Genomic DNA, 24,824 nt, shown 5'->3' with positions numbered 1-24,824 from the left:
GGTCGGCAGCTGGCTGCACCGCATCGTGATCAACGCCTGCCTGGACCGGCTGCGCCGCAGCCAGCCCGCCCGGGCCCGCCCCGATCACGGCGACGCTTCTCGTCACACTGGAACTGTAAGCGCTTCAGCCCATGCCGATACGGATGTTCTTGACTTGCAGGAATTCGTGGAGACCCTCGAGGCCACCGGTGCGGCCGAAGCCGCTCTGTTTGAAGCCGCCGTAGGGGCCCTGCGGCGAGATGTCACTGAACGTGTTGATCCAGACCGACCCCGCCTCGAGCCGGCGCGCCGTCCGATGCGCGCGGGTGAGGTCGCGCGTCTGCACGAAGGCGTTCAGGCCGTAGGGCGTGTCGTTGGCGAGGCGCAGCGCCTCCGCTTCGCTGTCGAACTTCATCAGGGACACGACCGGCCCGAAGGTCTCCGTCTGGGCCAGGGTGGAATTGTTGTCCACCCCGCCGAACACCGTCGGCTCGATGTAGTAACCCGCGGCCAGATCGCCGCCTAACCTTCCTCCGCCGGTGAGCAATTCGCCGACCTTGCTGTTGGTCGCCTCCTCGATTTCGGCGACGATGCGGTCCGCGGCGGCCTGGCTGATCACGGGCCCGCACACGACGCCGGGGTCGAACGGGTCACCCACGGTCGCGCCCTTGACCACCGCGACGAACCTCTCCGTGAACGCGTCGTAGACGGATTCGTGGACCAGGACGCGGCTCGCGCAGGCGCAGCTCTGCCCCGATTGGATCAGTGGTCCCTGGTGCGCCGCCAGCATCGCGGCGGCGTCGAGGTCGGCGTCCTCGAAGACGATGCTCGCCGATTTGCCGCCGAGCTCGGTGACCACCGGTGTCAGGTTCGTTGCCGCGGCCTTGAGGACGTTGCGGGCCGTCGCCCCGCCGCCGGTGAAGTGGATCTTGCGGACACCCGGGTGGCGCACCAGGGCGTTGCCGCCCTCCGGCCCCGCCGGCACCACGTTGACCAGGCCGGCCGGGAGCCCGACGGCGGTGCACAACTCGCCGAACCGCAGGGCGGCGAACGGCGCCACCTCCGAGGGTTTGAGCACGACCGCGTTGCCCGCGGCCGGTGCCGGGGCGACGCACGACCCGATCACCACCAGCGCGCCGTTCCACGGCGTGATGACGCCGACGACGCCGTAGGGCTCGCGCTCCACGAGGTTGACGTCGAACGATTCGGCCACCGGCGTGCTGATGCCGTGTGGTTTGTCGACGTAGCCGGCGAAGTGGCGGAGAAATCGTTCGAGGAGGATACCGTTGTGGGCAAACGAGATCGGGACCGCGTAGTCGTGCACGTTGAGCCGCGCCAGCTCGTCGAGGTTGTGGTGCACGGCGTCGGCGAGATCGATCAACAGATCGCGTCGGCGATCGGCGGTGAGCGACATCCATTCCCGGTGGCCATCCCACGCGGTGGCGACCGCCTCGTTGATCTCGGCGGCACCGGCCAGCGGCACGCTCGCGTTGGGTTGGCCGGTGGCGGGGTTGATGTGCTGGTGGGTGCCGCCGGACGACCGGGTGATGCGGTCGCCGGCGATCAGCAGTCCTCCGGACAGGTTCATGCCGTGGTGGCCTCCGCATGCCATTCGGCCGAGACCCGCTGCTTCTGTTCGCCGATCACCTGGCTGAGGTTGGCGGCCTTGGGCCAGCCGTAGTAGGCGGCGAAATGCAATGCCACCTCGTCCATCTCGTCGAAGGAGACGTCGCGGCTCTTGAGGGCGGCGTAGACGTGGCTCAGGATCGGGATGGGTGCGTCCTGGAAGGCCACGCAGGCCACCGTCACCAGCCGCCGCTCCTTCATCCCCAGCCCGGGCCGCAGCCACATCTCGCCGAACACGAAGTTCAAGATCCCCGCGCCGGAGTACGGGTTGTCCCGGATCGGCGCGAACGGAATGCAATTGACCGCCGTGAAGCATCGCTCCCCGCTGGCCAGCCGGTCCTCCGGATCGCTCGGCGTGACCAGGGGGAGCAGCGGCTCGGGCGGCGGCACGTCCAGCCCGCGCTCGCGATGGATCCGTTCCCATTGCGCGTCGACCGCCATGTTTAATCGGGAAGCTTTGGGCCACCCGCCGTACACCGCGAAATGAAGCACGGTTTCGCGCATCTCGGTGATGCTCACGTCGCCGCTATTCAGCGCCGCATAGACGTGATCCTGCAGCGGCTCTTCGGCGGCGGCGGCCGCGACGCACGGCAGCGTGACGAAGCGCCGATCCCGTCTGCTCAGGTTCGGTCGCGACCAGATTTCGGCGAAGACCAATTCGATCAGGCCGCTGGCCGTCGTGGGGCTGGGATCCTCGGGCGGCGGCACCGTCATCACCTCGGTGAACAGTCGCCTTCCGCGTTCGGTCCGTTCCATCATCAAATCCGCTCTCTGCGTAGAGTTTTGACGGCCGGTCACCGCAGGGTGACGCCGGCGTCCACCTTGAGCTCCAGCCCGGTGACGAATCGGGACTCGTCGGACACCAGGAACAGCACCGCGTTGCTGATGTCGATCGCCTCGGCCATGAGGGTGGGCAGGGCGTTGAGGAATATCGGGATCAGGTCGGGCCGTCCCTCGGCCAGGAGGCCCTGGAGGGACTCCGGGCGCATCCCCGTCTCCACGCCGGTGGGGTGCACGGAGTTGACGCGGACGTTCTGTGCCGCAAGCTCGTTGGCCAACGCCCGGCTCAGCCCGACGACGGCGTGTTTGGACGCCGTGTAAGGAAGGTGCAGCGGGGTGCCCTTCAGGCCGGCGGAAGAGCTGATCAGGACCAGGCTGCCGCCCTCGTTCACCAGGTGGGGGAGCGCCGCGGCGCAGGTGTTCCACGTGCCGATCAGGTTGATGTCCACGACGGTGCGCCACTGCTCCGGTGTGGTCGTGTCCCACGTGCCCACGGTCAGAACGCCGGCGTTGGCCACGGCGGCGTCGAGGCCGCCGAGTTCGGCAACGCCCTCGGCGATCACCGACGCCAGCGCCGCGGCGTCACGGACGTCGACGACGTGGGCGATCGCGCGCCGGCCATGCTTTCCGACCAGTCGCGCCGTCTCCTCCAGGTCCGCGCGCGACGCCAGGGGATACTCGATCTCCGGCAACGAGGCGCAGATGTCGACCAGGATGAGGTCGGCGCCCTCCTCTGCCAGGCGCACGGCGTGGCTGCGGCCCATGCCGCGCGCGGCGCCGGTCACCAGCACCCGCTTGCCGGCGACGCGGCCCGTCGCGGCGCTCATAGCTTGTTGCAGAAGCCGGCGTCGACCGGAAACGTCACCCCGGTGACGTACTTGGCCGCATCGGAGACCAAATAGGCGATCGCGGCGCTGATGTCCTCGGGCTCCAGCAGACCCACGGGCATCGGGTTCTGCAGGTGCGGGCCGCCCTCCGGATAGTTCTCCAGGAATTCGGTCATCGCGGGATTGACCGCCATCATGGTGTTGACCGCCGTCGGGTGCACGGTGTTGACCCGAATGTTCATCGGCGCAAGGGCGTTGGCGAGCGTGCGCATCAGCCCGACGATGCCGTGCTTGGACGCCGCATAGCCGAGGCCCCCGCCCTGCAGACCGCCGAAACCCCTCAGCCCCGCCGTCGAGCTGGTGAAGATGATCGCCCCGCCGCGGTTACCGGCGAGCAGATGCGGGATCGCCGCCCACGCGGTGTGATACGCGCCGTCGAGGTTGACGGCGGTCGCGGCCTTCCACTGCTCGAGTTCCTCCTCGATCGTCAGCGCGCGAAACGCCACCGGGGCGATGCCCGCGTTGGCCAGCACGATGTCGAGCCGGCCGAACTGCTCCACGCCGGCGTCCACGGCCGACTGGACCTGATGGAAGTCGCGGACGTCGGCCACCAGGCCCAGCATCTTGGCGCCCTCGGCCTCGACCAGGGCCACGGTTTCGTCCAACTCGTCGCGGCTGGCCATCGGGTAGCCGTTCGCGGGGATGTCGGCGCAGATGTCGATCCCGACGATGTTCGCTCCGTCGCGGGCCAGGCGGATCGCGTGACTGCGCCCCTGACCGCGCGCGACGCCGGTGATGAAGGCGACCTTGCCGTCGAGTTGGCTCACCATTTCGTCATCCTCGCCTTGGGGGATCGCCGCAGCTAGAACGGCGGTAACGTTGTTACTGGGCAATACAGTAACATGGTTACCGTGGTTGCAGAAGGGGGTTCCGGCGACGCACCGGACCCGATCATCGAGATCGTGGTCGAGCTGTTGGACACCCAGGGCTACGAGGCCGTGCAGCTTCGCGAAGTGGCCAGGCGCGCGCGGATGTCCCTCGCGACGATCTACAAGCGGTACGCGACTCGTGACGAGCTGATCGTCGCCGCGCTCGAATGGTGGATGGACACCAATCGCTACGCGAACTTGCCGTCGCCGGCCGGCGGGGTCTCCGGCGAATCGCTCTACGCAGACCTGATGCAGGTGCTGCGAACGATTTTCAAACCCTGGGAGCGGCACCCCATGATGCTGCGCTCGTACTTCCGCGCCCGCTCGGGACCCGGCGGCGACAGGTTGATCCAGCGCGGCGTCGATGCCGTCGTGCCGGTCGCCAAATCGATTCTGGCCCAGGTCGATTCGGGGTACGCCCAGGATCTGGAGCTGATCCTGACCGGTGTGATCTTCGGCTTCCTGGCGCGCTTTACGCAGGGCGAAATTGAGGTCACCGAGATCGTGCCTGGACTCGAGCGCGCCGTGTTCTGGCTGACCGCCGCCTACGAAAGCCGGGCGGTCGCGCAATAGCGGATCCCTAAGTGCCGCAGAATGTTTGGTACGTGCCGAAATCCTCCGGCGCGGGATCGGCGTAGCGCTCCAGGCCGGGTCGTTCGTGATAGGGGGCGGTGACGGCGTCCAGGAGCCGCCCGAGCGGATCGAGATCGCCGGCCGTCGCCGCGGCCAGCGCCTCCTCGACGAGGTGGTTGCGCGGGATGTAGATCGGGTTGGCGCGGTCCATCGAGTCGGCGTCCGGACCCAGGGCCCGCCAGCGCGACAGCCAGTCGTCGAAGCCGGGCAGGTTGATGAAGAGCCCGCGCGCGGGCCCGGCGTCCCCCCGGGCGGCGTGGGCGAGGTGGCGGAAGAAGGAGGTGTAGTCGAGCTGGCTCTCCTTGAGCAGGGCAAGCAGCTCGTCGACCAAGGCCGTGACCCGTTGCGCCGCAACATCGTCGGACAGGCCGAGCTTGGCGCGCATGCCCGACGTCCACACGGCGTCGTACGTCGGCCGGAACACCCCGAACGACTGCTCCGCCAGCGCGACGGCCTCCTCGGCGTCCTCGGAAAGCAACGGGAGCAGTGCCTCCGCGAACCGGGCGAGGTTCCAGCCGGCAATGACCGGCTGGTTGCCGTAGGCGTAGCGCCCCCAGAAATCGATCGAGCTGAAGACGGTGTCGGGGTCGTAGGCCTCCATGAAGGCGCACGGGCCGTAGTCGATGGTTTCCCCGGAGATCGTCATGTTGTCGGTGTTCATCACGCCGTGCACGAACCCGATCAGCATCCAGCGGGCGATCAGCGATGCCTGGCCGGCGACCACGGCCTCGAACAGCGCCAGGGAGGGCCGGTCGGCCGTCGCCGCGGCGGGGTGGTGGCGGGCGATCGCATGGTCGGCCAGGCGTCGCAGCAGGTCGAGGTCGGCGGTGGCCGCGGCGTATTGGAAGCTCCCGACGCGCAGGTGGCTGCTCGCGATGCGGGTGAGCACGGCGCCGGGCAGCAGCGTGTCGCGCTGCACCGGGCGCCCGGTGGCCACCACGGCCAGGGATCGCGTGGTCGGGACCCCCAGGGCGTGCATGGCCTCGCTGAGGATGTATTCGCGCAGCATCGGCCCCACTGCGGCCAGGCCGTCACCGCCGCGTGCGAACGGGGTGGGGCCGGACCCCTTCAAGTGGATGTCGCGCAGGCGCCCGTCGTCGTCGACGAGCTCGCCGAGCAGCAATGCGCGCCCGTCGCCCAGCCGCGGCACGTAGCCGCCGAACTGGTGTCCGGCGTAGGCCTGCGCCACCGGGGCAGCCCCGTCGGGGACCAGGTTGCCCACCAGGAAACGCAGCCCGTCGGGACTGCGCAGCCAGGCGCCGTCCAGGCCGAGCTCGGCGGCCAGTGCGTCGTTCACCACGAGCGGCCGTACCTCGGGAGCCGCGTCGGCCTGCCAGCGGACGGCCAGCTCCGGCAACTCGCGAAAGAACCGGTCGCCGAGGGCGACGGTCGTCGCCGGTGTGACGCTCACTCCACCGACACTACGGAACGCCGGGTGCTAGCCGATAGCTTGCTGAATCAGATCGCGGGCGCGGTCGAGCATCGAGGCGAACGGCCCCACGGCGAAATTCAGCTTCGCCGATTCCACGCCGGGGTGCGGGCGGGTTGGCGCGATGGCCTCGGCCGCTCGCACGGCCGTCCCCATCCGCTTGAGGTCGTCGTCGTCGACTTTCCGCTGCAGCACGGGGAATTCCTCGTCTTCCTCGTGCCGCGCGTGGTCGAGTACGGCATCGCGCAGCTTACTGACTTCGTCGATGAACTGCTGCGAGGTGATGTCGAGTTTCTCGATCTGCGAGAGCAATTCCTTGGCCTCGTGCTCTTCGTGCAACCGGGCGTCGACGATGTCGTCGCCCGAATCGGCCTCGCGACGCACCCGGGGGTGCACCACCATCTCCTCGGCCGTTTCGTGCACGGCCAGCAGCTGACGCAATTCTATGAAGGGCTTCTCGCGCGCTTTGGGATCCGAAGCGTGCAGCACTTCCTCGAACATGTCCTCGATGAGGTTGTGCTGCGCTTTGAGGAACGCGACGACCTCCTCGGGTGATTGAACAAGCATCTCGGCCATCGCCGATACCTCCAGTGATAGGGGAATTGAAGAAATACCCGGTGGGAGAACGCATAAACGCGAGCCCCCGCCAGACGCGACGGCGCCTGACGGGGGTTTCGACGTCAAACGGCTAGACGCCGCGCCCGGGGGTCGTGGCGGTGTGGACGCCGGTGACGGCGTCGGTGTCCTTGCGGCGCTTCAGGCCGAGGAGTCCACCCAAGCCGAGCAGGCCGAGCAGCCCCCACAAGCCGTTGTCGTCACTGTGCTGGTTGTTGTTGTTGCCGTTGTTGTTGTCCGCCAAGGTCGTTGTGGTCGACGACGGCGCCGGTGCACTCTCGACGGTGGCGTTGGCGACGCCGGCCCCGCCGAGCAGCAGTGCCCCGGTGGCGGAAATGACAGCAATGGTCTTACGCATGTTTGCTCCTTGATGGTTCCCTCGATCGATGGGATGACCGAGAACGAAGTCGGGCCAGTCGCCTCTAGCCCTTGCGACGGTCGACGCGGGACGAAGGTCCCTAACGTCGCAAGGCATGGGCTACCCCGCGCGACGGCAACGAAACCTCGCCCGGGATGCGCGGCACATTGGCCTGCGACGCCTTTTGCGGAATGCGATCATTTGCGGATGGACGACCCCCAGCAGCGCATCGCCGAGCTGGAGCAGCAGCTGGCACAGCAGAAGCGCATCGCGGAGCTGGAAGGTCAGCTGGCCGAGGCCAAGGCGGCAGCCGGGCCAGGCCAGGCCGTCGAGCAGGATTCGCCGGTCTCCGCCGCGCAGCTGGGGGCCATCGACGAGCACGCGCGCGGGTTGGCCCAGGCCCTGCAGGCGGAGCGAGGCAACCCATTTGCGCCGGGGCTGACGCCGGTTCGGGAGGCGCTCTCGCGAGCCGTCGTCGACGCCGGTTTGTCGCAGCAGCAGTACCGGGATGTCCTGGCGCGCGCCGGTCTACGGGCCGGCGGCACCATCAAGCTCGGAAGCCAAGTCGTCTTTTCGCGTTGCGACCCGTCCGATCCCGTTTTCCTGGAGCCCGGTCTGCGCGCGGTGTCCGCCGCGCCGCCGCGCAAGCGTGGCGGGGCCGGTTGGATCGGACCGGTCATCGCGATGCTGGGCGGGGCGATCGGCCTCTGCGTCGGCGGCGCGGCGGCGGTGACCGCGGTCATCCCGTCGACCGCGCTGTGGATGAGCCCCATCGTGTGCCGCGGCGGGTATGAGATGGCGTACAACACCTCGCACTACAGCTACAAGCCGGGCCAGTCGGGCACCAGCGTGAGCTTCCAATGCGTCGGCGACGGCGACTATTACGACGTCAACGACTTCGCAGTGTTTGCGCTGCAGTCCTTGCTCGTCGCGGTCGTGCTGTGCGTCGCCCTGGCCATTGGCCGCGTGCTCTGGCGCCGGTCGCACAAGCCGGCCTGACCGGCCGTTCGGCATGCCGCTACGGTTTAACAAACACCAGCTAGCACCCACGGAATGAAGATGGCGACAGATCAGACGTATGAACAGGTCGGCGACCAGGCGCCGGATCCCTCCGACATCGGCTGGCGCATCGATCCCGTACTCGCCCGCAGTTGGCTCCTGGTGAACGGCGCGCATGCCGACCGGTTCCAGTCCGCGGCACATTCCCGCGCCGACATCGTCGTCCTCGACATCGAGGACGCGGTCGCGCCCAAAGACAAGCAGGCCGCCCGCGAGAACGTCGTGCGTTGGCTCAGCCCCGAAAACACCGACTGGGTCCGGATCAACGGGTTCGGCACCGCGTGGTGGGCGGACGATCTGGCGGCGCTGGCCGGCACCCCCGTCGGCGGGGTGATGCTGGCGATGGTCGAGTCGGTGGACCACGTCACCGAGACCGCCCAACGGCTGCCCAACGTGCCGATCGTGGCGCTGGTCGAAACCGCCCGCGGCCTCGAGCGCATCACCGAGATCGCCGCGGCCAAGGGCACCTTCCGGCTGGCCTTCGGCATCGGCGATTTCCGCCGTGACACCGGTTTCGGGGAGGACCCGAGCACCCTGGCGTACGCCCGGTCACGCTTCACGATCGCCGCGAAGGCGGCCAACCTGCCGAGCGCCATCGACGGGCCGACGATCGGCTCCAACGCGTTGAAGCTCATCGAGGCCACGGCGGTTTCCGTCGAGTTCGGCATGACCGGCAAGATCTGCCTGACCCCGGATCAGTGCGCGGTGGTCAACGAGGGGCTGTCCCCGTCGCAGGACGAGATCTCTTGGGCCAAGGAGTTTTTCGGCGAGTTCGAGCGCGACGGGGGAGAGATCCGCAACGGCTCCGACCTGCCGCGGATTGCGCGGGCGACCAAGATCCTCGAGCTGGCCCGCGCTTACGGCATCGAGGTGTCCGAGTTCGACGACGAAGAACGGGTGCACTCGCCCGCGCCGTCGGACACCTATCACTACTAGGCCCGGGGGCAGGTCCGATGAGCGACGCGGTGGACTTTCACTTCGACCCGATGTGCCCGTTCGCTTATCAGACCTCGTTGTGGATCCGCGACGTTCGCGACCAGCTCGGTATCACCGTCAACTGGCGGTTCTTCAGCCTCGAGGAGGTGAACCGGTCGGAGGGCCAAAAGCACCCCTGGGAACGGGAGTGGTCCTACGGGTGGTCGCTGATGCGGATCGGGGCGCTGCTGCGCCGAACGGACATGGCGTTGCTGGACCGGTGGTACGCCGCGATCGGCCACGAGCTGCACACCCTGGGCGGGAAGCCGCACGATCCCGCGGTCGCGCGAAAACTGCTGGGGGACATTGGCGTCGACGCGGCGGTTCTCGACGCGGCGCTGGACGACGCCACCACCCACGACGAGATTCGCGGGGACCATCAGCGCGTCACGGCTGCGGGTGGATACGGTGTCCCGACGCTGTTCCTGTCGGGGCAGTGCCTGTTCGGTCCGGTGTTGGTGGACCCGCCGACCGGTCAGCCCGCCCTCACGCTGTGGAGCGTGGTGACCGGCATGGCCGAGCTGCCGCACGTCTACGAATTGCAGCGGCCCAAGGCGCCCGCCGACCTCGAGCTCATCGGCGCAAGCCTGCGTCCCTACCTCGACGGGCGCGATTGGGTCAGCATCAATCGCGGTGAGGTCATAGACGTCGAGCGCCTAAGCGGCGTGCCGGGCAATCGCGACACCGATTCGTAATTCGACCTCGCTGACCGTGATTGCCGGCGCGCGGGGCGGGGCGCCCGATCGGTAGGTGTGGCCGGTCGGTGTGGTGAATTCTGCCGTGTGGGTGTGGTTTTCGTCGATCTGCGTGCGGACCCGCCAGCCCGCGGCCTGCTTGGCGTAGTTGCAGCGCTCGCAGCAGCCCAGGCCGTTGTCCGCCGTGGTGGTCCCGCCGTCGGCCCAGGGCTGGGCGTGGTCACGGTGGCGGATGGGCGCGTCGCAATAGGGGGTGCGACATCGTTGGTCGCGCAGCGTGATGAAGCCGGCCAGGCCGCGCGGAAACAGCCGCGCGCGTGACTCCATGGCCACCAGGGCCCCGGCCGCCGGGTGGGCGTAGAGCCTGCGCAGCGTGGCCCGGGACCGCCGGTCGCCGACCGCGTCGGCGACCATCGCGCGCGCGACCGCCGCCGGAATCGGTCCGTAGCCGGCGATGTCGGCCGGCGCGTCGACACCGCCCAGCAGCGTTTCGTCGGTGAGCACCAGGTTGACCGCGATGGGCGTCGGCACGGCCGCGTCTCGGCCGGTGACCCGTTCAACGAGGGTGTCGGCCATGACCTGCCCACGCGATCGACCGTCACAGCGGGTGTCGGCCTCGCGGCGCAGCGCGGCATACACCGAAACCCCTTGGGCAACAGGCAACAACGCGGTCAGATATGTCATCGTGTCGGGCGCGGGCCGGATGGTGACCGTGCGTTCGGACTCGGCCTTGGCCGCCCGGTCGACCACAGCATGCGGGTCCAGCCGGTAGGCGATCGCCTTGGCCGCTGCGGCCACCCGCGCGTCGCCCATCCCGTCCAGGCCGGCCGGGTCAGCGCACATCTCGGCGTCCAGCCTGCGGCGGTCCTCGACGTCCAGGCAGGCGCTCTCGCGCACGATCAGGGTGGCCCGCCACTCCGAGAGCGCCCCGCATTCCAGCGCGGCCAGCGTGTGCGGCATCTCGTGCACCAGCGCCCTGGCAAAGCCCAGATGCCGCCCGCCCCGCGCGGGGGAATCCCGCCGCGCCAGCGCGACCTCGCTGGCCACACCCCGTCCGCGCTGCGCCGCGGGCACGCCGGCGGCCGCCTCGGCGGCGCGACGCGCGGCGTCCAGCGCGACCGTCAGCCGGGCCTGATCCGCCGCCGCCGCGGACTTGACCCTCTCCAGCTCCGCGATGCGCTCCACCAGCGCGGATTGATGGTCATCGAACATGTGTTCGAGTATAGCATCTCCGCCGACAGGGCGTGATTACGCTGGTCCTGTGAGCATCAGGGTGGCGCGCGTGTATGAGGACGCCGGCCCCGACGACGGGCAGCGCGTGCTGGTGGACCGCATCTGGCCGCGGGGGTTCCGCAAAGACGACCCGCGAGTGGGCACGTGGTGCAAGGACGTCGCGCCGTCGAAGGAACTCCGTGAGTGGTACCACCACGACCCCCGGCGGTTCGACGAATTCGTGGCGCGGTACCGCGAGGAGCTGCACGACAGCCCGGCGCTGGCGGAGCTGCGCACGGTGGCCGGGCGCGGCGTCGTCACCCTGGTGACGGCCACCCGCGAAGTGGACGGGAGTCACGCCGCGGTGCTGGCGAGGCTGCTCAAGGGCCGCTGACGGTCGGCTCGGTAGGCTGCCGGTTTGTTATGAGCGAACCTGAAGTGATCCTGCCGCGGGAACTGACCGACGTCAGCGACGAGGTGCGCAACGTGCCGCCGCCGCCCGGCGTCGCGGAGGTCCCCGCACCGTACGCCTTCCGGCTCGCCGACCCGGACGCCGACGCGGAAATGGTCGCCGAGTGGATGAGCCGGCCCGCCCTCGCCGAGGCATGGGAGTCCGCCTGGCCGGCCGAACGCTGGCGTCGCCACCTGCGCGCGCAACTCGACGGCACGTATTCGCGGCCATTTTTCGCCAGCCTGGACGGCCAGGACCACGCCTACATCGAATTATACAGGGCTGCAAAGGATTCCATCGCCACCCGCTACGTCGCTGACCCGTACGACTTGGGCATCCACGCCGCCATCGCCGACGACGAGTTCGTCAACCAGGGAATCGCCGGCTACGTGTTGCCGCACTTCGTGGCCAGCGTGCTGGGCCAGGAACCACACTGCCGCCGGATCATGTTCGACCCCGACTACCGCAACAAAACTGCGCGGCGATTCTGCGAGCGCGCCGGTTGTGCATTCCTCGGCGAGCACGACATGTCGAATCGGCGCATGGCGCTGTACGCGCTGCCCCGCACGCCCGGTGACGTCCCGAAGCTTCGCGAGCCCTGATCACCGCTGCGCGAGCCATTGCCCGAGCACCGCGGCGGCTATCCCGAGCGCGACGCTGACGACGATGTTGGCCAGCGCCGTCCACGTCTGGCGCTCCTCGCCGAGGCGCTGGGTTTCCAGCATCCAGGTGGAAAACGTGGTGTAGGCACCGACGAACGCCGTCCCCGCCAGCAGCGCCGCGTCCTTGCTCAACAGCAGGCCGCCGAGGAAACCCAGCAGCACGGCGCCGCTGATGTTCACCGCGAGCGTCCCGAACGGGAAGGCCCGCGCCGCCCGGCGGGCCACCGCACCGTCGATCACAAAGCGCAGCACCGACCCGAAGCCGCCGACCAGGGCTACGCCGGCCCAGAGCAAGATCGCCGTCATCGGCGCACTCTCACTCGGCGAACCAGGGCGGTGGCTAGGTGGACGGCCACCAATCCCAGCACGATGCTGCTGGAGCTGTAGGCCGCGGCTTTGGCCCACTCGCCGTGCTGGATCATGGTCACGGTCTCGACCTGCATCGTCGAGAAAGTCGTCAAACCGCCGCAGAGCCCCGTGCCGAGCAGCGGGCGACGGTAGCTCGACAGCGGCAGCCGCTCGAGCAGCCGCGTGGTGAAGTAACCGACCAAAAACGCGCCGACGATGTTGACGATGAACGTCGCCCACGGCCAGCCCGCCGTTTCGCGCATGACGACGGTGCTCAACGCCGCACGGGCCAGGGTGCCGAGCGCCCCGCCGACGAAAACCGCGGCCAGCTCGCGATAGTCGTGTGCCACGCCTGTTCCCTTCCCCTTCGCCGGGACTTACAGCTGGGTGAACCCGGGACGTCAGAAAAGTACCTGACAAGTCAGCGACATGCGGCACGGGCAGAATTGGTAACCATGGCCCACCCGCGCGCCGGTCAGCCGGCCCAGCCCGAAGACCTGGTCGATCTGCCCCACCTGGTCACGTCGTATTACTCGATCGAACCCGACCCGGAGGACGTCGCTCAGCGGGTGGCGTTCGGCACGTCGGGCCATCGCGGGTCGGCGCTCAACGGAGCGTTCAACGAGGCGCACATCTTGGCCATCACCCAGGCCATCGTCGAGTACCGCGCCGCGCACGGCACCACCGGGCCGCTGTTCATCGGCCGTGACACCCATGGCCTTTCCGAGCCGGCGTGGGTGTCGGCGCTGGAGGTGCTGGCCGCCAACGACGTCGTCACCATGATCGACTCCCGCGACCGCTACACGCCGACGCCGGCGGTCAGCCACGCCATCCTGACCTACAACCGTGGTCGCACCGAGGCGCTGGCCGACGGGATCGTCGTCACGCCGTCGCACAACCCGCCCTCCGACGGCGGTTTCAAGTACAACCCCCCCAACGGCGGCCCGGCGGACACCGACGCGACCAACGCAATCGCCCAGCGCGCCAACGAGATTCTGCGCGGCGGATCCGGCGTGCAGCGGGTACCGCTGGCCCGCGCGCTGGATGCCGTCCAGCGCTACGACTATCTGGGCACCTACGTCGACGACCTGCCCACCGTGGTCGACATCGACGCGATCCGCGCGGCCGGGGTGCGGATCGGTGCCGACCCGCTCGGTGGCGCCAGCGTGGACTACTGGGGCGAGATCGCGCAGCGGCACGGGTTGGACCTGACCGTCGTCAACCCGTTGGTCGACGCGACGTGGCGGTTCATGACGCTCGACCACGACGGCAAGATCCGGATGGACTGCAGCTCGCCCGACGCGATGGCTGGGCTCATCCGCGCAATCGCCACCTCGGACCGCTACCAGATCGCCACCGGCAACGACGCCGACTCCGACCGCCACGGCATCGTCACCCCCGATGCGGGACTGCTGAATCCGAACCATTACCTGGCGGCGGCCATCGACTACCTCTATACGCACCGCCCGTCCTGGCCGGACGGGATCGCCGTCGGCAAGACGGCGGTCAGCTCGTCGATCATCGACCGCGTGGTCGCCGGCATCGGTCGCAAGCTGGTCGAGGTGCCGGTCGGTTTCAAGTGGTTCGTCGACGGCCTGATCGGCGGCACGATCGGCTTCGGCGGCGAGGAGTCGGCCGGGGCATCATTCCTGCGCCGCGACGGGTCGGTGTGGACCACCGATAAGGACGGCATCATCCTGGCGCTGCTGGCCTCTGAGATCCTGGCCGTCACCGGGCTGAGCCCGTCGCAGCGGTATGAGGAGCTGACCGCCGGATACGGCACACCTTTCTACGCGCGCGTAGACGCGCCCGCCGACCGGGAGCAGAAGGCGCGGCTGTCTCGCTTGTCTCCCGAGCAGGTGACCGCGACCGAGGTGGCCGGCGAGCCGATCACCGCGAAACTGACCGCCGCTCCCGGCAACGGCGCGCCGCTGGGCGGGCTGAAGGTGACGACGGCCAACGCGTGGTTTGCGGCACGACCGTCCGGCACCGAGGACGTTTACAAGATCTATGCGGAGTCGTTCAAGGGGCCCGAGCACCTGGCCGAGGTGCAGAAGGCCGCGCGCGAGGTGGTCAATTCGGTGATCGGATGAGGCCGTGGCTATTTCGCCACATGAGCCACATCAGCCTCGTGGGGGCGACCCCACTCGATCCTCAAACGCGATAGCGCATGCGCTACCACGCCGGGCTGACCAGCGACTTTGAACGCATCTTGCCAGTGGTGTAGCTTCGATTGGCACGACTTGGGGCTATGGCGCAGCTGGTAGCGCACCACACTGGCAGTGTGGGGGTCAGGGGTTCGAGTCCCCTTAGCTCCACCAGGTTGACGCAGTTCACATTTCAGCGGTCAGGGATGTAGGTTCCACTGACCGCAATCCTCGGCAAGGACGTCGTTGACGTCGACTTCGAGTCCCCCGACCACTGGGCCGGGATTCGACGCCGTGCTTACCACGCGTTGGTAGAGGACCGCGGCGGGCTCGATCCGACCGTGGGACCAGGACCGGGTCTGCCACGCCCAGCGGTGGCCAGGGGTGCGCGAACTTCCGATGACGCCGTCGGCGGCGGCCCATTGGCACACATCGGTACCGCCGTAGACGCCGGTGCGCTGCACTCCCAATACCGAATTGATTCCGCGAAACCACTTAAGTGCCAAATTGTTCCAGGTGTCGTGGTTGATGTCCTCGTCGACGCTGAAGAAGATCGGGGCACTCTGACCGCCACCCGCTGCGGTGTGCAGCTTCCAGGCGGTGCGAGCATCGGCGACGCCGCCGTCGAACCCGCGCCTGAAATCCGATGGTGCTGTCCCGCCTGGCTTGCCGTATTGGTAATTGCTGACAATCATCAACCCGGCCGCGGTGAGCTGCTCGGCGTAAGGCCGGGTGATCGGCTTGGCGACCATGGACGAGCCGGGACGCGACAGCGACACGTAGTTGATGACCCCGGCGTAGCCGGCAGCCCGAATGTGCTCCGCTGGAATTTGGCGCATCGCGAAGTCGATCAGTCTGGGAGTGGCGACAGCCGCCGTAGGGACGGCAGCCGCGGTAGCGATGGCGACGCTTGCCGGTCCCGCATACAGCGCCGGCAGTGCAGACACAGCGATGGCGTAGCGCAATACGTCGCGCCGGGGAATAGCGTCCTGCATCGCGTGATGTTAAATATGTGACTTTCGTCAATAGAAGTAGTGCGCAGCAGTCGATATCAAATCGGTCTTTGCGGTTCACCGGCCCGAGTCATTGGCTGCAGCGGTGGTGACGATTCTGTCGCGTTGGGTAGGAGAACTGCGGCTGTCAGGGTCGGTCGGCCGGCGCCGCAGGGCCTGCCACTTGGCGGGATTGGCGCCTCGCAGATGGCCTTATATTTAACGGCCTTCCTTCACATTTCAGAATTTATTACGATTTCAGTGGTCTATCTCGCACTGATTCACAGTTTTCGCCTCCGAAAGGCCGCAGACGTGAGGGGAGACCGATGATGATGGTCCACACACGGACAGCGCCTCCCATCCTGAGTCGTGCGCGAGCACTGATCACCACCGGTCATCCGGTGGAGATGCTTGCCATCACGGCCCTGACCGCCGCCTTGGCGGCGCAGGCGGCACCGCGTGGCATGGTGCCCGTACTGACCGCACCTGCCATGCTGGCCGGCCTACTCTCGATCGGCTGGTCCAACGACGCCTTGGACGCGCCCCGGGACGCCGCGGCGGGCCGGACGGACAAGCCGGTCGTCACCGGTGCCATCAGCGTGCGGGCGGTCTGGATCGCGGCATTCGCGGCGCTGCTGGCCGCGCTGGCGATGTCGCTGGCCATCGGCGTGGTAACCGCGATCATTTTGGCGGTGATAGTCGGCGCCAGCTGGGCCTACAACCTCGGCCTGAAGTCGACGCTGGCGGATGTCCTCATCGCCGTCCTCGTGTTCGGCCTGTTGCCCGTCTATGCGGCGAGCACGCTGCCAGGTCGCCCCGTGCCGGCGTGGTACGCGATCGCGGGGGCGGCCCTGCTCGGCGCCGGTGGCCACTTCGTTATCGCGCTGCCCGATCTCGCCGCCGACTGGGCCACCGGCGTCAACGGCCTGGCGCAGCAGGTAGCCGCACGCTGGGGCGTCGGGACCATGCGCGGCGTCGTGCTGGCACTGCTGCTGTCGCCGTCCGTGCTGCTGTTGCTGGCCTCAAGCCGGCCCTGGGTCGCGCTGGCCGGGCTGGGCGCCGCCGTGCCGCTCGCGCTGATTGCCGCCCGCGGCACCGGCCGGGTGTCGCTCTGGGCCGTGGTCGGTATCGGGGCCGTCGATGCCGTCGTGTTCGGCGTGGGCGGGTGCCCACTGATCTGAGATCACGCATCATCGCGATGACCTCGTCGACGAGGTGGCCACGACGCTCGAGCCGACGCCGTGGGGCAGCTCAACCGGCGATCAGAGTTGTAGCTGATCTCGAGCGCTGGCCGCCTCGAAACCTGGCAACCACCGCGTAATCGTGCCCCAATCATGTTGCGACACAAGCCTGTTATGAAAAATTCATGGATGATCGTCATCATCAATGGAACTGCCCCGGCGGTTTTCATCTGCTGGGTCGCAGTAAACCATGAAGCCGGCGGATTGCGTTGTGGCGATTGACTTCAAGCGGAGCCGTCAAGCTTGATGGCTGGCTTAGCCGTTTATCCGTCGTCCAGGGCTGCTCAGCGTGAGTGCGCGTGCGTGGGCCAACTCTGGGAGCTTTTGCCGGATCAGCCGCTGATCTTCGCGGCGCGTGGACGCATCGTCTCCAGCCCGTCCGATTCGGTCGCGGAAATCGTGGTGCGCACCATGTAGCGCGGCTCCGACGCCGGCCAGGGCCGGCCACGATGCATGGTCGCGCGGTTGTCCCACATCAGCACGTCGCCCTCGCGCCACGAGTGCAGGTAGCTTCCGCCCGCGGTCGCCGCTTCGATCAGCTGGGCGAGCAGTTCCTGCGCCGCCTTTTGGTCCATGCCGTCGATCGCGTAGGCGTGCGAGGCGATGTAGAGCGCCTTGCGGCCGTTGACAGGGTTCTTCCACACCAGACGCCAGCATTGCGGCGGCAGCGCCGACCGCTCCGCGGGGGTGGCGAGGTCGGGCGCGATCTTGCCGCGCGAATACGCGTACTCGTGCCAGGCGAAGGAGTTTTCCAGCCGCCGCTGCATCACCGGATCGAGGCGCTCGAATGCGAGCCGGGTGGAGACGTACTCGGTCTCGCCGCCCCGGCCCGGAATGATGCGTGACGACAGCACCGAAGCCAGCGCCGGCACCTTCTTGAACGGGCTGTCGGTATGCCAAAGCTGGTTCGCTTTGTTTTCCAAGGCGATCCGGTGCGCGTCCGGCACGACGTCGCCCTTGTCGTCGAGGGTCTTGAGGACCACGAGGTTGCTGCCGCTGCCCGCCGAACCCGCCTTGGTGACTTCGAGCGGGCCAAAGCGGCGCGAGAAAGCGAGCTGCGCGTCATCGGTGACGTCCTGGTCGCGAAGGGCCAGGACCGAGTGCTCCTCGAACGCCGCGCGCACCGCCGCGTACGCGGGCTCGCTCGCCGCGACGTCCTGGATGGTCACTCCACGCAGTTCGGCGGCAAAGCCTGGGCCCAGCGGCACCATTTCCATCGACGAACTCCATCGTTGCGCGTTCGAGCACGACTTTCCACCTAAAGCGAGCCGCTGACAAGCTATCCCGCTCAATGGGTCGGCCCCTACACGAGCCGATCCGTTCCTCCTATACTCCACATACCGCTGGAGGTGTGATGGCTACTTGGGACACGTTGGATCGCTATGTCGTCATTTCGACGGACACTCACGCCGGGGCGGATCTGCTCGACTACAAACCGTATCTGCCGGCGCGGCTGCACGATGAGTTCGACGCGTGGGCCAAGGCCTACGCCAGCCCGTTCGACGATCTGGTCATCGCCACCGCCAACCGCAACTGGGACCACGAACTTCGGATCGCGGAGATGGACGCCGATGGGGTGGCCGCAGAGGTACTGCTGCCCAACACCATTCCGCCGTTCTTCCCGACGACCCCGAACATCACCATCAGCTTGCCCCGCACCCGTGACGAGTTCGAGAAGCGTTGGGCCGGTGTGCAGGCCCACAACCGGTGGCAGATCGACTTCTGCTCGCTGGCCCCGGCCCGACGCCGCGGCCTGATTCAGATCTTTCCCAACGACATCGAGCTGGCGCTGGAAGAAATCCGCTGGGGCGCCGAGCAGGACTGCTTTGGCGGCGTGCTCATTCCCGCGGTCTCGCCCGGTGACCCCCAGGTGGCCCCGCTGTTTCACACCCGCTACGAACCGATCTGGGCGTTATGCGCGGATCTGGACCTGACGGTGGTGCAGCACGCGGGCGCCGGCAGTCCCGAGATGCCGATGGACCAGCCGGCGTCGAACGCGGTATTGATCACCGAGATGGCGATGTGGGCGCAGCGCACCCTCGGACACCTGATCCTGGCCGGGGTGTTCGAGCGGTACCCGACGCTGCGCTTCGCGCCGACCGAGCAGGGCACGTATTGGGTGCCCGGCCAGATCGGCATGCTCGACGCCATGGTGCCCACCATGAAGTCTGAAGCCGGCAACCGCACCTACGGGATGTTCGGCGGATCGTCGGTCGACGAGCTGACCATGGCGCCGAGCGAATACGTCAAGCGGAACTGCTTCTTGGCCACCGAGCTCACGCCGATCGACTCGGGGATGATCGATTTCATGGGCCCGGAGCACATCATGTGGGGCAGTGACTATCCCCACGAGGAAGGCTTCGCGCCCCACTCCAAGTTGGCTATTCGGTGGGCGCTGCACGACAGGCCGGAGGACGTGTGCCGAAAGATCCTGGGCGGCAACGCCGGTCGCCTGTATCACTTCGACCTCGATGCGCTGGCGCCCGTCGCCGCCAAGATCGGGCCGACGGTCGACGAGGTGCGTAAACCCTTGGAGGACACGGGCTATCGCGCCCCGGCCGCTTTCGGCTTCCGGCCGTTCGAAGGGGGCCTGGCCCTCAAGCGCCTGGCTCCGGAGCGAAGCTAGGACTCTTCGGTCAGGGCGGCGCTCAGCCGGCGGGTCGCCTCGGCGAGCTGCGTCCCCAGCCGGGTGACCGCCGCGCCGCTCATCGGCTCGGCGCTCGGGACCAGGCTGAGCATCAGGGCGATGCGCGACCCGTCAACCAGGATCGGGGAGTCGATGTGGCTCACCTCGTAGGTACGGTCCGGGTCCAGGCTGATGGGGAACCACTCCTCCTGATGGATCAGTTCGTCGGTCAATTCCTGGGCCAGCTGGCTCAGCCGGGTGGAACGCACCTCGGCGCTCCGCACGATCTGCGCCAGCTCCCGCAGGCGCAGATCGGGCAGGATGTGCAGACCGACCGCGTAGCCACGCCGCTTGGCGGTGGTGATGGCCTCGCGATAGCGATCGCGCACGTCCTGCGGCAGGGCGGCCAGCCAACGCTCCCGAGCCTCCTGCCCGGCCCAGGCGACGATCGACGCCCCGTACGGCGGGCGGTGGGGGAACTGGGTGCCCACGGGCATCGGGTGGCCGCCGCCGTGACGGCTCCGGACCTGATCGACGACGGTCGAGGAGTCGTCGCTCACCGAGAAGGCAACGCAGTGTGCGCCCGTCGCGGCCGACAGCTCGGCCATCGCCGAGCGCGCCAACACCAGCGCCGGATACCGGCCCGCCGCCTCCCGGCCGAGCCGGACCAATGCGGGACCGAGGTGGTAGGTCTTGCGAACCGGGTCGCGCAGCAGCCAGCCGGCCCGCAGCAGTTCGGACAGCATCGAGTGGCAGCTGGCCTTGTGAACGCTCAACTGGCGCGATACCTCGGCCAATGTCATCCCCCGCCTCCCATCAGCTGCCAGCTGCTCGAACAGGTTCACAACCCGTTCGGTCTGCGGAGAAGGACGCGGGGCCATGGGGGCAATGGTCGCATAATGCGACTGCTTGCGGTGCTATGCGCGACCGTGTGACGATGGCCACGATGACGGACCTTCAGGGCAAGGTGGCGGTCGTAACCGGGGGAGCCGGCGGCATCGGCCAAGCCATGGGCAGGCGCTTCGGCCGCGAAGGCATGAAGGTGGTGCTGGCCGACGTGCTCGCCGAGGCCCTGGACGACGCGACCCGCGCACTCGCGGACGAGGGCATCGACGCGGTCGGGGTCCGCACCGACGTCACCGACTATTCCTCGGTCGAGTCGCTCGCCAAGGAAGCGCTCGACCGATTCGGCGCGGTGCACGTGGTGTGCAACAACGCCGGCACCGGCGGGGTCTCCGAGGGATACCTGTGGGAACACGACCTGGCCGACTGGCGCTGGGGCATCGACGTCAACGTGCTCGGTGTCATCCACGGCATCAAGGCTTTCGTGCCCATCCTGCTCGAGCGGGGCGACGGACACGTCGTCAACACCTGCTCGGGCAACGGCGGGTTCGCGCCCATTGCCCGGGGGGCCATGGGCGGACCGGCCACCGCGGTCTACCCGATGACCAAGGCCGCGGTGCTCTGCCTGACCGAAAGCCTCTACACCCACCTGGAAATGACGGGGACGCGGGTGCGGGCGCACGTCCTTTTCCCGGGCGGCTTTTTGAACACCGGCATCTGGGAGTCCTGGCGGCACCGCCCGGAGCGCTACGCCGCGACCCAACGACGCCGCACACCGGAGGCGACACTGGCAAAGGTGGTGGCCCGCTTCGAGTCCGCCGGCGCACGTGTCGAGTTCACCCCCCTCGATACGGTCGCCGACCTGGTGGTGGACGGAATTCGGGCGGACCGGTTCTGGATGATGGGGCCGCCCACACCGGCCGATCAGGTCGTGACCCGCAAGGCGGAATCGATCCTGGCTCGCGGTGCGCCCGACTACCTGGTCGACGTCCTCGGGCAGCATGCCGACAAAACCGAAGGAGGAAAGCCTTGAGCACCAACGGAGTTCGCTACGGCCCTCGCCCACCCGAGGCGCAAATCGACCACGAGATCGACGCCACCAAGGCGCCCATCGCCACCGAGGCGATCACGATCACGTACCTCACCGATCCGGAGATCGTCGCGGCCGTGCTGCCCAAGCCGCTGGAGCCGGCGGGGCAACCGCTGGTGCGAATTCAGCTGCAGCGGGTCCGGATCGAGGGCAGGCCGCCGTTCGGGTCGGCGGTGTTCTCGGTGACCGCCCGGCACGGCGAACTCGACGGCGACTATCCCCTCTTCATGCCGCAGTCCACCGAGCAGTCGGTCACGGGCGGGCGCGAAACATTCGGTGAGCCAAAGAAGCTCGCCCACCTCGAGGTGGAGCGCGACGGCGATCGCGTTGCCGCCACCATCGACCGGCTGGGCTATCAGCTCATAAAAATGAGCGGCCGGACCACCGGCCCGGCGGAGTTGCCGCCCGACCAGGTGAACACCGAGTTCTACTTCAAATTCCTGCGCGCCCCCGACGGCAGCGGCATCACCGACCCCCACCTGGTCTACGGCGAATACCACCGGCACTACGAGCTGCTGGAAAACATCGACGGCACCGTCGAGTTGGGGGAGTCGCCGCTGGACCCCGTGGCCGACATCGTGATTCGCGAGATCAAGTCGATCACCTGGTGCCGCCGGCGCACCATCCAGGTGGGGCGGATCGCCGAGCGGGTGCCGCAGGAGTGGCTGCTGCCGTATGTGCACCAGCGCTACGACGACGTGGCGCTGCTCGCCGCCCCCAGGCCCGAGCCGGCACGGGCCTAGCGCGATGGACCGGTACACGGTCATTTCGGCCGACTGCCACGCCGGGGCTGATCTGCTCGACTACCGCGAGTACCTCGATCCGCAGTACCGGGACGAATTCGACGGCTGGGCAAAGACATACGTCAACCCGTTCGGCGACCTCACCGAGGCCGACGCCGAGCGCAACTGGAACAGCGTTCGGCGCAACTCGGAGCTCGATGCCGAAGGCATCGCGGGGGAGGTCATCTATCCCAATACCGTGCCACCGTTCTTCCCGCAGGCGAGCCTGGCCGCCCCCCAACCGGTTACCGCCCCGGAGCTCGAGCTGCGCTGGGCGGGCGTGCGTGCGCACAATCGCTGGCTGGCCGACTTCTGCTCGTTGTCGCCCGAGCGGCGCGCCGGGGTGGGCCAGATCCTGCTCGGGGACCTCGACGAAGCCGTCGCCGAGATCGCACAGATCGCCAAGTTGGGCCTGCGCGGCGGTGTGCTGCTGCCCGGAATCCCTCCGGGTGCCGGTGTCCCCCAGCTCTACGCCGAGCACTGGGAGCCGATCTGGGCGGCGTGCGACGAGGCCGGCGTGGTGGTCAATCACCACGGCGGCAACGCCGGACCCAACCCGACGGACGGGTGGGGCAGCTCGTTTGCGGTGTGGGTGTACGAGACCCATTGGTTTGCGCACCGGGCGCTGTGGCACCTGATCTTCAGCGGCGCGCTGGATCGCCATCCGGACCTCACCGTGGTCTTCACCGAGCAGGGCGCCGGGTGGATACCGGCAACCCTCGACTCGCTCGACGTGGCTGCGGCCCGTTACGGGCGAGCGAATTCCGCGATCGCCCGGTTCGCCGGGCCCACCGCCGGCTCGCTGACGCTCAAGCCGAGCGAGTTCTGGTCCCGCCAGTGTTACGTCGGTGCCAGCTTCATGCGGCCCGTCGAGTGTGCCGAGCGGCACCGCATCGGCGTCGAGAAGATCATGTGGGGCAGCGACTACCCGCACCTGGAGGGCACCGCGCCCTACACGCGAGAGGCGTTGCGCCACACCTTCAGCGGCGTGCCGGCCGGCGAGGTGGCGGACATGGTCGGCCGGAATGCGGCGGCCGTCTACGGCTTCGACCTGGGCGCCCTCGCACCCCTCGTCGACCGAATCGGCCCGACCGTCGCCGAGGTCGCCGAGCCGCTGGCGGCGGTGCCCGCCGACGCGAGCAGCACCGTCTTCGAGCCCGACCCCATCCGTACCTGGTAGCGAAAGGAACGACCGTGAGCCCCCGGAGCAACTACGTCATCATCTCGGCGGACTGCCACGCCGAGCTCCCGACCGAGCGGTACCGCGAATACGTCGACCCCGAATACCGGGACGACTTCGAGGTCTACCTGGCCGAGAAGACCGCCGCGGCCCAGGCGGGGGGATTCATCGACGAGGAGTTCGCCGAGCAGTGGTTCTCCGAGCATGGGGACGGCATCGCCGGCGGATGGGATGTAGGCCTGCGGGACAAGGAACTTGACGGCGACGGGGTGGTCGGCGAGGTCATCTTCCCCGACGCCGACGCGGTGACCGGGGTCGCCGGGGCTCCGTTCGGGGCGGGCCTGGGTCAGTCGGGCGACCTCGACCCGGGGCGCGCGATGGCCGGGGCGCGGGCCCACAACCGCTGGTTGGCCGAGCTGTGCAGCCACAGCCCCGAGCGGCGGGCCGGGGTCGCGGTCGTGCCGATACTGGCGGACGTCGACGCGGCGGTAGCCGAGATCGCTCGAGCGGCGGAGTCCGGACTGCGGGGCGGGATCCTGATCCCGGCGCGCTGGGTCGGGTATCCGCCCTACCACGACCGTCGCTACGACAAGGTCTGGGCCGCCTGCCAGGACCTGCAGATGCCGGTGCACACGCACTCCGGTCCCGCCCCGCAGGAGGAGTACGGGGGGCACCTGGGCATCTATGTCACCGAGGTGCGCTGGTGGGGAGCCCGGCCCCTGTGGTTCGCGTTGTGGTCGGGCGTGTTCGAGCGCTTCCCCCGGCTGCGCTGGGGGGTCACCGAGTGCGGCGCGTTCTGGGCCAACGACCTGCTCTGGCTGATGGACACCCGGTACCTGCGTGAGCACTCGGCCAAGAAGATGAGCCATCAGATGGAGGGCGATCTGACGATGCCGCCCTCGGCCTACTTCGACCGGAACTGTTTTATCGGGGCCACCACCACCGAGCGCAGGGAGCTGGCGCGACGCTACGAGATCGGCGTGTCAAACATGCTGTGGGGCAACGACTTTCCTCATCCGGAGGGGACGTGGCCGCACACCCGCGACTGGCTGCATCGCTCCTTCTGGGACATCCCCGTCGAGGAGACGCGCCAGATGCTCGGCCTGGCCGCGGCCGAGGTGTACAACTTCGACCTGGATGCCCTCGCCGGGCTGGCCGAGCGCATCGGCCCGACTCCCGAGGACCTGGGCCAAGACGACGCGGTGAGCCTCCCCAAGTGGGAGGCCGCCCGCCGGACCGGACGCCACTGGCTGACGGGCGCCGAGCCGCTCCCCGACCTGGTGGAGAACTGAGTAGGGAAAAAATTCCGTTTTGATCACGCGGATCGTGATCCTTCCGCGCATGG

At 68.3% G+C, this 24,824-nt stretch carries 26 protein-coding genes and 1 tRNA gene; 14 read left to right on the top strand and 13 right to left on the bottom strand.

The window, feature by feature from the left end:
• Positions 1-124: 124 nt before the first annotated feature.
• Genes A5787_RS16520 through A5787_RS16505 form a run of 4 tightly spaced genes read right to left on the bottom strand, consistent with a single transcriptional unit; the run spans position 125 to position 4,039 of the window.
• The gene (locus A5787_RS16520) at positions 125-1,567 is read right to left on the bottom strand and encodes an aldehyde dehydrogenase (RefSeq protein WP_066968820.1); all 1,443 of its coding nucleotides are present in this window, start codon (positions 1,565-1,567) and stop codon (positions 125-127) included.
• Entirely contained in the window at positions 1,564-2,361 is a 798-nt protein-coding gene (locus tag A5787_RS16515; protein WP_066968819.1) for a carboxymuconolactone decarboxylase family protein, read from the bottom strand. The genes A5787_RS16520 and A5787_RS16515 overlap by 4 nt, the downstream gene beginning before the upstream one ends.
• A gap of 38 nt (positions 2,362-2,399) precedes the next feature.
• A complete protein-coding gene (locus A5787_RS16510) occupies positions 2,400-3,212 on the bottom strand; it encodes a mycofactocin-coupled SDR family oxidoreductase (protein WP_066968817.1) in 813 nt (270 codons plus the stop codon).
• Positions 3,209-4,039: a mycofactocin-coupled SDR family oxidoreductase gene (locus tag A5787_RS16505; RefSeq protein ID WP_304441161.1), complete on the bottom strand. Its 831-nt coding sequence runs from the start codon at positions 4,037-4,039 to the stop codon at positions 3,209-3,211. The genes A5787_RS16510 and A5787_RS16505 overlap by 4 nt, the downstream gene beginning before the upstream one ends.
• A 75-nt stretch (positions 4,040-4,114) precedes the next feature.
• On the opposite strand from A5787_RS16505, the gene A5787_RS16500 reads away from it, so the two are divergent.
• Positions 4,115-4,714, top strand: coding sequence for a TetR family transcriptional regulator (locus A5787_RS16500; protein WP_066968814.1), 600 nt, complete (start codon positions 4,115-4,117; stop codon positions 4,712-4,714).
• 7 nt (positions 4,715-4,721) lie between these two features.
• Here A5787_RS16500 and A5787_RS16495 read toward each other — a convergent pair whose 3' ends face one another.
• The 3 genes from A5787_RS16495 to A5787_RS16485 form a co-directional block, all read right to left on the bottom strand.
• Positions 4,722-6,185 carry a YdiU family protein gene (locus A5787_RS16495; RefSeq protein WP_066968811.1) on the bottom strand — a complete coding sequence of 488 codons (1,464 nt, stop codon included), beginning with the start codon at positions 6,183-6,185 and terminating at the stop codon, positions 4,722-4,724.
• A 27-nt stretch (positions 6,186-6,212) separates the two neighbouring features.
• Entirely contained in the window at positions 6,213-6,779 is a 567-nt protein-coding gene (locus tag A5787_RS16490) for a hemerythrin domain-containing protein (protein ID WP_066968809.1), read from the bottom strand.
• A 112-nt stretch (positions 6,780-6,891) separates the two neighbouring features.
• On the bottom strand, positions 6,892-7,176 hold the full coding sequence (locus A5787_RS16485) for a WGxxGxxG family protein (protein ID WP_066968807.1): 285 nt from the start codon (positions 7,174-7,176) through the stop codon (positions 6,892-6,894).
• A 207-nt stretch (positions 7,177-7,383) separates the two neighbouring features.
• Between A5787_RS16485 and A5787_RS16480 the strand changes: the two genes are divergently transcribed.
• Genes A5787_RS16480 through A5787_RS16470 form a run of 3 tightly spaced genes read left to right on the top strand, consistent with a single transcriptional unit; the run spans position 7,384 to position 9,905 of the window.
• Positions 7,384-8,175: a hypothetical protein gene (locus A5787_RS16480; RefSeq protein ID WP_066968805.1), complete on the top strand. Its 792-nt coding sequence runs from the start codon at positions 7,384-7,386 to the stop codon at positions 8,173-8,175.
• A 60-nt stretch (positions 8,176-8,235) separates the two neighbouring features.
• Positions 8,236-9,171 (top strand): CoA ester lyase, encoded by a 936-nt coding sequence (locus tag A5787_RS16475; RefSeq protein WP_066968851.1) that lies wholly within the window; start codon positions 8,236-8,238, stop codon positions 9,169-9,171.
• A gap of 17 nt (positions 9,172-9,188) precedes the next feature.
• Positions 9,189-9,905, top strand: a complete 717-nt coding sequence (locus tag A5787_RS16470) for a DsbA family protein (RefSeq protein WP_066968803.1) — start codon at positions 9,189-9,191, stop codon at positions 9,903-9,905.
• On the opposite strand, the gene A5787_RS16465 is transcribed toward A5787_RS16470, so the two are convergent.
• Positions 9,867-11,117: an HNH endonuclease signature motif containing protein gene (locus A5787_RS16465; protein WP_066968801.1), complete on the bottom strand. Its 1,251-nt coding sequence runs from the start codon at positions 11,115-11,117 to the stop codon at positions 9,867-9,869. The two genes, A5787_RS16470 and A5787_RS16465, sit on opposite strands and share 39 nt — an antisense overlap.
• 49 nt (positions 11,118-11,166) lie before the next feature.
• Here A5787_RS16465 and A5787_RS16460 point away from each other — a divergent pair, with 49 nt between their 5' ends.
• Positions 11,167-11,511 carry a DUF488 domain-containing protein gene (locus A5787_RS16460; RefSeq protein ID WP_231994000.1) on the top strand — a complete coding sequence of 115 codons (345 nt, stop codon included), beginning with the start codon at positions 11,167-11,169 and terminating at the stop codon, positions 11,509-11,511.
• Positions 11,512-11,540: 29 nt separating this feature from the next.
• Positions 11,541-12,170, top strand: a complete 630-nt coding sequence (locus A5787_RS16455; protein WP_066968798.1) for a GNAT family N-acetyltransferase — start codon at positions 11,541-11,543, stop codon at positions 12,168-12,170.
• On the opposite strand, the gene crcB (A5787_RS16450) is transcribed toward A5787_RS16455, so the two are convergent.
• Positions 12,171-12,536 (bottom strand): fluoride efflux transporter CrcB, encoded by a 366-nt coding sequence (gene crcB, locus A5787_RS16450; protein ID WP_066968796.1) that lies wholly within the window; start codon positions 12,534-12,536, stop codon positions 12,171-12,173.
• Positions 12,533-12,928, bottom strand: coding sequence for a fluoride efflux transporter CrcB (crcB, locus tag A5787_RS16445; RefSeq protein WP_066968794.1), 396 nt, complete (start codon positions 12,926-12,928; stop codon positions 12,533-12,535). Before crcB (A5787_RS16445) ends, crcB (A5787_RS16450) begins: the two co-directional genes overlap by 4 nt.
• A gap of 105 nt (positions 12,929-13,033) precedes the next feature.
• Here crcB (A5787_RS16445) and pgm point away from each other — a divergent pair, with 105 nt between their 5' ends.
• Both pgm and A5787_RS16435 read left to right on the top strand, forming a co-directional pair.
• Positions 13,034-14,671 carry a phosphoglucomutase (alpha-D-glucose-1,6-bisphosphate-dependent) gene (gene pgm, locus A5787_RS16440; RefSeq protein WP_066968792.1) on the top strand — a complete coding sequence of 546 codons (1,638 nt, stop codon included), beginning with the start codon at positions 13,034-13,036 and terminating at the stop codon, positions 14,669-14,671.
• A 152-nt stretch (positions 14,672-14,823) separates the two neighbouring features.
• Positions 14,824-14,899 (top strand) — tRNA-Ala (locus A5787_RS16435).
• A gap of 26 nt (positions 14,900-14,925) precedes the next feature.
• Here A5787_RS16435 and A5787_RS16430 read toward each other — a convergent pair.
• A complete protein-coding gene (locus A5787_RS16430; RefSeq protein WP_066968790.1) occupies positions 14,926-15,720 on the bottom strand; it encodes a DUF1906 domain-containing protein in 795 nt (264 codons plus the stop codon).
• A 326-nt stretch (positions 15,721-16,046) separates the two neighbouring features.
• On the opposite strand from A5787_RS16430, the gene A5787_RS16425 reads away from it, so the two are divergent.
• The gene (locus A5787_RS16425; protein WP_231993999.1) at positions 16,047-16,898 is read left to right on the top strand and encodes a UbiA family prenyltransferase; all 852 of its coding nucleotides are present in this window, start codon (positions 16,047-16,049) and stop codon (positions 16,896-16,898) included.
• 392 nt (positions 16,899-17,290) lie between these two features.
• Here A5787_RS16425 and A5787_RS16420 read toward each other — a convergent pair whose 3' ends face one another.
• Complete coding sequence (locus A5787_RS16420; RefSeq protein WP_066968788.1) at positions 17,291-18,175, bottom strand: TauD/TfdA family dioxygenase; 885 nt, start codon at positions 18,173-18,175, stop codon at positions 17,291-17,293.
• 137 nt (positions 18,176-18,312) lie between these two features.
• Between A5787_RS16420 and A5787_RS16415 the strand changes: the two genes are divergently transcribed.
• Positions 18,313-19,584, top strand: coding sequence for an amidohydrolase family protein (locus A5787_RS16415; RefSeq protein WP_082977266.1), 1,272 nt, complete (start codon positions 18,313-18,315; stop codon positions 19,582-19,584).
• Here the strand turns inward: A5787_RS16415 and A5787_RS16410 are convergent.
• Positions 19,581-20,465, bottom strand: a complete 885-nt coding sequence (locus A5787_RS16410) for an IclR family transcriptional regulator (RefSeq protein ID WP_066968784.1) — start codon at positions 20,463-20,465, stop codon at positions 19,581-19,583. The two genes, A5787_RS16415 and A5787_RS16410, sit on opposite strands and share 4 nt — an antisense overlap.
• A gap of 65 nt (positions 20,466-20,530) precedes the next feature.
• On the opposite strand from A5787_RS16410, the gene A5787_RS16405 reads away from it, so the two are divergent.
• The 4 genes from A5787_RS16405 to A5787_RS16390 are packed head-to-tail and all read left to right on the top strand — an operon-like array spanning position 20,531 to position 24,771.
• Positions 20,531-21,460, top strand: coding sequence for an SDR family oxidoreductase (locus A5787_RS16405; protein WP_066968847.1), 930 nt, complete (start codon positions 20,531-20,533; stop codon positions 21,458-21,460).
• Positions 21,457-22,260 carry an acetoacetate decarboxylase family protein gene (locus tag A5787_RS16400; RefSeq protein WP_066968782.1) on the top strand — a complete coding sequence of 268 codons (804 nt, stop codon included), beginning with the start codon at positions 21,457-21,459 and terminating at the stop codon, positions 22,258-22,260. Before A5787_RS16405 ends, A5787_RS16400 begins: the two co-directional genes overlap by 4 nt.
• 4 nt (positions 22,261-22,264) lie before the next feature.
• Positions 22,265-23,479, top strand: coding sequence for an amidohydrolase family protein (locus A5787_RS16395; RefSeq protein WP_066968780.1), 1,215 nt, complete (start codon positions 22,265-22,267; stop codon positions 23,477-23,479).
• A gap of 14 nt (positions 23,480-23,493) precedes the next feature.
• Positions 23,494-24,771 (top strand): amidohydrolase family protein, encoded by a 1,278-nt coding sequence (locus A5787_RS16390; protein WP_066968778.1) that lies wholly within the window; start codon positions 23,494-23,496, stop codon positions 24,769-24,771.
• Positions 24,772-24,824: the final 53 nt, after the last annotated feature.

It is taken from the genome of Mycobacterium sp. 852002-50816_SCH5313054-b, from assembly GCF_001667185.1.
GTDB lineage: Bacteria > Actinomycetota > Actinomycetes > Mycobacteriales > Mycobacteriaceae > Mycobacterium.
The sequence above is the reverse complement of the archived record's forward strand: the minus strand, read 5'-3'. Positions and strand labels throughout refer to the sequence as shown.